General features: G+C 44.1%; 2 protein-coding genes, 2 tRNA genes and 2 rRNA genes (1 of these 6 running past the window's edge). All 6 read right to left on the bottom strand.

All coding sequences use genetic code 11. From position 1 onward, the window contains the following. Positions 1-804, bottom strand: a 23S ribosomal RNA gene (locus D2V08_RS03180) (it extends 2016 nt beyond the left edge of the window). Positions 805-974: 170 nt separating this feature from the next. Beyond that, a tRNA-Ala gene (locus tag D2V08_RS03175) sits at positions 975-1051 on the bottom strand. A 100-nt stretch (positions 1052-1151) separates the two neighbouring features. Then, positions 1152-1225, bottom strand: a tRNA-Ile gene (locus tag D2V08_RS03170). Positions 1226-1333: 108 nt separating this feature from the next. Continuing rightward, positions 1334-2859: ribosomal RNA gene (locus tag D2V08_RS03165) — 16S ribosomal RNA — on the bottom strand. The 16S and 23S rRNA genes sit together here with 2 tRNA genes alongside, the layout of an rRNA operon. A 304-nt stretch (positions 2860-3163) precedes the next feature. After that, positions 3164-5161, bottom strand: a complete 1998-nt coding sequence (locus tag D2V08_RS03160; protein WP_245980476.1) for a putative porin — start codon at positions 5159-5161, stop codon at positions 3164-3166. 182 nt (positions 5162-5343) lie between these two features. Continuing rightward, entirely contained in the window at positions 5344-6762 is a 1419-nt protein-coding gene (locus D2V08_RS03155; RefSeq protein ID WP_119606654.1) for a hypothetical protein, read from the bottom strand. Positions 6763-6769: the final 7 nt, after the last annotated feature.

Raw genomic sequence — 6769 nt, 5'->3', positions numbered from 1 at the left:
CTACCCACAGGTCATCCCAAGACTTTTCAACGTCAACGGGTTCGGTCCTCCACTATGTGTTACCACAGCTTCAACCTGCCCATGGGTAGATCGCACGGTTTCGCGTCTACTACTACCGACTATGGCGCCCTGTTCAGACTCGCTTTCGCTACGGCTGCGCACCATAAGTGCTTAACCTTGCCGGTAAAAGTAACTCGTAGGCTCATTATGCAAAAGGCACGCCGTCACCAATAAATTGGCTCCGACCGCTTGTAGGCGTATGGTTTCAGGGTCTATTTCACTCCGTTATTCACGGTTCTTTTCACCTTTCCCTCACGGTACTGGTTCACTATCGGTCTCCCAGGAGTATTTAGCCTTGGCGGATGGTCCCGCCGGATTCACACAGGGTTTCACGTGCCCCGCGCTACTCAGGATACCACTATCTTTAACGCTCCTTGCCTGTACCGGGCTATCACCGTCTACGGCCCCTCTTTCCAAAGGGTTCCAGTTCGTCGCGCAAAGAACATTGTGGTCCTACAACCCCGTTATTGCCGGAACAACAACGGTTTGGGCCAGTCCGATTTCGCTCGCCGCTACTCTCGGAATCACTCTTGTTTTCTCTTCCTCCGTCTACTTAGATGTTTCAGTTCAACGGGTTCGCCCACCTTACGGTGTGACTGGCCTTCAACCAGCCGGGTTGCCCCATTCGGACACCCACGGATCAATGCTCATGTGCAGCTCCCCGTGGATTTTCGCAGCTTATCACGTCCTTCATCGCCTCTGAGAGCCTAGGCATTCCCCATACGCCCTTCTTTTGCTTGTCGCACCTGTACCTAAGTACAAATGCCCTCTCGTAATCCTTATATATTCTATTCTACTTCGTGTTTCTTCTTTGACTTCGCAATTACGGTAAAACCGTATCGCTCCGTCCCAATATGTCAATGAACTTTCTGGCACATCGCCTCCGATACAAGATCGGCGGACGACTTTTGCCGTGGTGGAGAATATCGGAGTCGAACCGATGACCTCCTGCGTGCAAGGCAGGCGCTCTAGCCAGCTGAGCTAATCCCCCATTATCAGTTGTCAGTTAACAGTTATCAGTTAACAGTACTATATAACGGTAACCCAACACCTAGAATTTCCTTATTTCAATACCCAATGAACTTCTTTCGTAGTCTCAGGCAGACTCGAACTGCCGACCTCTACATTATCAGTGTAGCGCTCTAACCAGCTGAGCTATGAGACTGTCTTGGCCTTAATTTGCCTGTATATCAAAAAACATATTATAAACGACAGCGCAGAGATAAAACCATCTCGTGCGGGACAAGGATATTCCGGACATCTCTTTCTCTAGAAAGGAGGTGTTCCAGCCGCACCTTCCGGTACGGCTACCTTGTTACGACTTAGCCCTAGTTACCGATTTTGCCCTAGGCCGCTCCTTGCGGTGACGGACTTCAGGCACTCCCGGCTTCCATGGCTTGACGGGCGGTGTGTACAAGGCCCGGGAACGTATTCACCGGATCATGGCTGATATCCGATTACTAGCGATTCCAGCTTCACGGGGTCGAGTTGCAGACCCCGATCCGAACTGTGACCGGTTTTGTAGATCCGCGCCCCCTTGCGGGGTGGCTTCCCTCTGTACCGGCCATTGTAGCACGTGTGTAGCCCAGGACGTAAGGGCCGTGATGATTTGACGTCGTCCCCACCTTCCTCACGGTTTGCACCGGCAGTCCCGTTAGAGTCCCCATCTTTACATGCTGGCAACTAACGGTAGGGGTTGCGCTCGTTATAGGACTTAACCTGACACCTCACGGCACGAGCTGACGACAACCATGCAGCACCTTGCAGGCAGTCCGAAGAAAGGGGTGTCTCCACCCCATGCAGCCTGCATTTAAGCCCTGGTAAGGTTCCTCGCGTATCATCGAATTAAACCACATGCTCCACCGCTTGTGCGGGCCCCCGTCAATTCCTTTGAGTTTCATTCTTGCGAACGTACTCCCCAGGTGGGATACTTATCACTTTCGCTTGGCCACGGAGACCGAAGTCCCCACAGCTAGTATCCATCGTTTACGGCGTGGACTACCGGGGTATCTAATCCCGTTCGCTACCCACGCTTTCGTCCATCAGCGTCAGTACATGGTTGGTCACCTGCCTTCGCGATCGGTGTTCTATGTGATATCTATGCATTTCACCGCTACACCACATGTTCCGGCAACCCCACCATGACTCAAGACCTGCAGTATCAAAGGCAATTTTATGGTTGAGCCACAAACTTTCACCCCTGACTTACAGGCCCGCCTACGGACCCTTTAAACCCAATGATTCCGGATAACGCTCGGACCCTCCGTATTACCGCGGCTGCTGGCACGGAGTTAGCCGGTCCTTATTCTTACGGTACCGTCAGACACCTACACGTAGGTGCGTTTCTTCCCGTATAAAAGCAGTTTACAACCCATAGGGCCGTCATCCTGCACGCGGCATGGCTGGATCAGGCTCCCGCCCATTGTCCAATATTCCTCACTGCTGCCTCCCGTAGGAGTCTGGTCCGTGTCTCAGTACCAGTGTGGGGGATCCCCCTCTCAGGGCCCCTAACCATCGCTGCCTTGGTAAGCCGTTACCTCACCAACTAACTAATGGTACGCATGGCCATCCCTGTCCGATAAATCTTTAATCACCTTATCATGCGATAAAACGATACCATGGGGCATTAATCCAAGTTTCCCTGGGCTATTCCCCTGACAGGGGCAGGTTCCATACGCGTTCCGCACCCGTGCGCCGGTCGTCATCAAAAAAGCAAGCTTTTCTATGTTACCCCTCGACTTGCATGTGTTAGGCCTGCCGCTAGCGTTCATCCTGAGCCAGGATCAAACTCTTCATTGTATTTCCTTGAATGTCTGTCCGACACCCGGAAATCCGAGTCCCCGCATCAAAATGGTTTATTCTTAATTCTACGCTGTCGTTACAATATGTATATGAACTTCTTTACTTTTTTTAAACTCAAAAGGACTCTCTTCTCATCAAATCCCCTCTCGTTAACGCCCTGCCTTATCAGCTAAGCGGGTGCAAATATACGCACCTTATTTTCTTCCCGCAAAATGTTTTTCAATATTTTTTTTGAAAAAAAATCAATTAATTTATAAGTGCTTGTTTTTCAGGTTTTCCTTTCTTTTGTCCTTAACAAATTTTATGAAAAGAAATTCCAGACCAACCCAAATCGGATTACAAAATCGCGATACGGATAATTTGGTGCCGAGTAATAATTAGGTTCTGAAAACATGGAATTCAAGTGCTCCGCTTTTAAATAAATTCTGGTTTGCCTTACTTTGGCATTTATAAAAAAGTCCAATAAAGGATATCCACCAAACTCTTCATTGTTTTGAATAAAGAATTCACCCAATAATGGATTATACGCATTCATATTATAAGAAGTAAAGTATTTAAAGGTAATCCCTGTTTGTATAAACATAGCCTTCTTAAAAACATCACTAGAAAAATACAAGGTGTTTCTCGTAACCACTTGTGGAAGATTGAGCACTTGATTATCCTGAGTAACCTCCTGATACATTACCGTATTCATCAACGCCCATTTGCGATACCTAAGTTCCTTTTCATATTTTACCTTTAGGTGATTTATGGTTCCTGATTCTTGAAATGGTCGTACGAATGCAGTTTCCTGCCCCAAACCTATTTCTTCTTCCGTTGCGGTAGAAGCAAAGTAACTATAATTATCAACGGCACTATACTCCGCCTGCAACTGGCCAAAATTTTTCGAATCGAAGCCAAATTTGATACTTTGTGTCCGAACTTTTTCGAAAGTGTTGTTGTTTTGCCAATTAAAATTTCGATAATCGCTTTGATAAAGTAAAAAATTAAAGTCTGGCATGCGCGAAGACACATGTATACCCCCCGTTACAGCATTGTTGTCATTTAGGCTATACTTGGCAAGGGCATTAAAATTATTACCTGTTAGCTCTCCAGAAACGGTATAATTTACATTTCCTTCCAGATGCAGCGGACCTATTGTATTTGCATAAGTACCCCCAACAGATATTTCCTCTCCTTCTAATTTATTTTGAATAGTATTTTCCTCAGTAATTAGCAGACTATTAAAAAAATAATTATAGTTAAATAGACTTATGTTACCCGACAAGCTACCTAAAGTCCTGTTCGAGAATTCAACACTTCCTTTATTGAACATGGTTTTTAGCCTAGCCCGGTCTTCGATTGGAATTAAAAACGGGTTTTGCCCAAAGGCATCATTCTGGGCCGACTGGTTAAAGTCATAAATCTTGGATTCATAACTAAACTCATGCCCTATGGTCAAAGTGGTCGGATTATTATCAATTGAGTCCTTTTTATGATTGACCAATTTATATCGATGATCGAAGAAATAGCGTTTTCCTAAGATTCTATTATTGGCATTTGTATACAACAAATCTATTTTTGCCCTATCCTGAAAATCTGGCAAATCGCCCTCAAATTGATTTCTATCGAACAGCCCCCCACTTTCTTCACTTTCCATTTCTTGAGCCGCTATATGTCCCCTAATCTGATATCGTCCGTTTTGACCGATGTAATTGAAAGTCGCCCTGAATTTTCCATCTTGGGCTTCTTCATACCTATATTTTCCTAAAGACCTAAAGCCATTATAGGCTATAGACGCATTGAACCTTTTGGAGACGTTAAATGTTAACAAAGCATCCAAGAACTGCCCTTGCTCCATTGTGGTCTTAAACATCAGCTCCGTCATCGGCGTAGGAACATTGTAATAATGAACATCTTCCTTTTCGAAATAACCAGGGTGCTTTGCAGTTGCACCAATTCGCGGATAATAGGGTGCATTGGAAAAGCTTTTACCAAGCTCGTTATAAGGTTGCCCCATGTTAGCAAAAGGCATTAGTTCAAAATCATCTTCACGGATATAGTTGTACTTATATTCCTTTTTGATTGTTAAGGTAGTGTCCAAAAATGTAGTATCTCTGGAATAAGAAACTATTTTATAATCGCGGATACTTACAGAATCCTTTTTGTTGCTATTTGAATCCTTTCTTTTACCCATTTGCTTTTGGGCAATAGAATCCTTCGGAATGGAATCTTTGGATTTCATAAAAAGAGAATCCTTTGACTTAGACTTTAAGGAATCCACCTCTTTTGTTGGCGGCAGCGAATCTTGCTGTGCCATTATTGGTTGATTAAGTAAAAGAAGTAGGGCAACAAATAAAAATCTCATTCCATGATATTGGTTGGGCAAAGGTAAAAGTTTTGTTACTAAAGAAATGTGAAAAGTTAAGACATAAAAAAAACCCCTGCATTATGCAGGGGTTTTACTTGAGAAATAATATTCTATAGAATTATTTTGAAATCTTATTCAAAAGGGACTACAGCATCAGAGCTTTTGTTATCCACCAAGATATCATTTAAATCAATGGCCGTGGTTGCCACACCTGAACCAGGTGTATAATCAATAGCATCCAAATCAGCTACAACCGCAGCAATAAACGGAGGGATTACAGGAACTGTTCCCAGGTCACCTTCATTGATACTCTCATTTAATAAGATTTCGTTTTCATCGATAACCAGCTTCACGCCCATATCAACGAACCTAAGACCTTCAGCAATAAATACTTCTTGTCTTGTTCTGTACAATAGGGATAGTCCAGCGTCGTCATCCTGCATTGCAGCAACATCATCGGCCGTTAGTGAAGTTCCAGAAACTGAAGGAACATCAATTTCACCAGATTGACGATCTAATACCAATCCAGGTCTTCCATTAACAACAATATCAGAGCTATCAGGTCTCGAACCCTCTTCCACTTGACTTCTTTGCTCAATGGCGTCATCAATTGTTCTTATTTCCCTTGTATCTATTAGATCCAACAACGAAGTCAAATTAATCCTCGCAGCAACAATATCATTGTCAGCAAGATTAGCTTCGGCCAAAATCAGATATGCTTCTTCAGCTTTTAGGTAATGCACTGGTGCATCTTGAGAAGTATCCAAAAATGAATACTTTGGGTCAAGAAAGTCCAAGGTTGGCAATGGCTGCAAGTCATCAAACGTCGCTCTTTCATACAACGCGTTCTCAAAAATGTTTGAAGGACCGTTTGCTTCATCGAACAATACAAATCTATCAAAATCACCGCTCAAGGACAAAGCGCTAGTAGCAGCAGCTACAGCTTCACTTTTGTTGCCCAAGTAGTAGTTAGCTCTCGCTTTGGCCAAATGATACTCTGGTTTAGCGCTTATTGCAATGGCAGCGTCAAACGCAGCAATTGCGTTTTGATAGTGTTGTGCCGAAGCAACAGGGACACCTACTGGTTCCGCTGGCAAAGCAGAAAAATACATAGCAGAAAACAAATAGGATAATCCTTCAAAATAGTTGAATTCCGCCTCAGTGGCTGCGTCATAGTTAGGATCACCAGGACCTACCTCGCTCAATCCAAAAATAGCCAATTCCCTAAGGCGCTGAATCTGTCTTTGGGTATCCCTCATATCTGGATCGGTAATTTGAATTTCCAAACCATCCATAAACTGGTTGAAGAAAGTCTGAGTATTTACGTAGTTATCAGATCCCAGCTCAGACAGAACCAAAGTTTCATTAAACACGTTTGCCAACTGTCTTTCCAACCCAGAAAGCCAAATACCAGCCGAGTTTGGTTGACCCACAACCGATGACTCTGAAAGATTGGGGTTTTCTACATCTTTAAAATCCACAACATCACCAAAATCGCCTGTACAGCTTATGGCCAGTATGGTTAAAGAAAATATAATTAATTTTTTCATCATTATT

The sequence above is a fragment of the Flagellimonas lutimaris genome (assembly GCF_003581615.1).
GTDB lineage: Bacteria > Bacteroidota > Bacteroidia > Flavobacteriales > Flavobacteriaceae > Flagellimonas > Flagellimonas lutimaris.
Note: the sequence above shows the minus strand (reverse complement) of the source record. Positions and strands in the feature narration are given on the sequence as shown.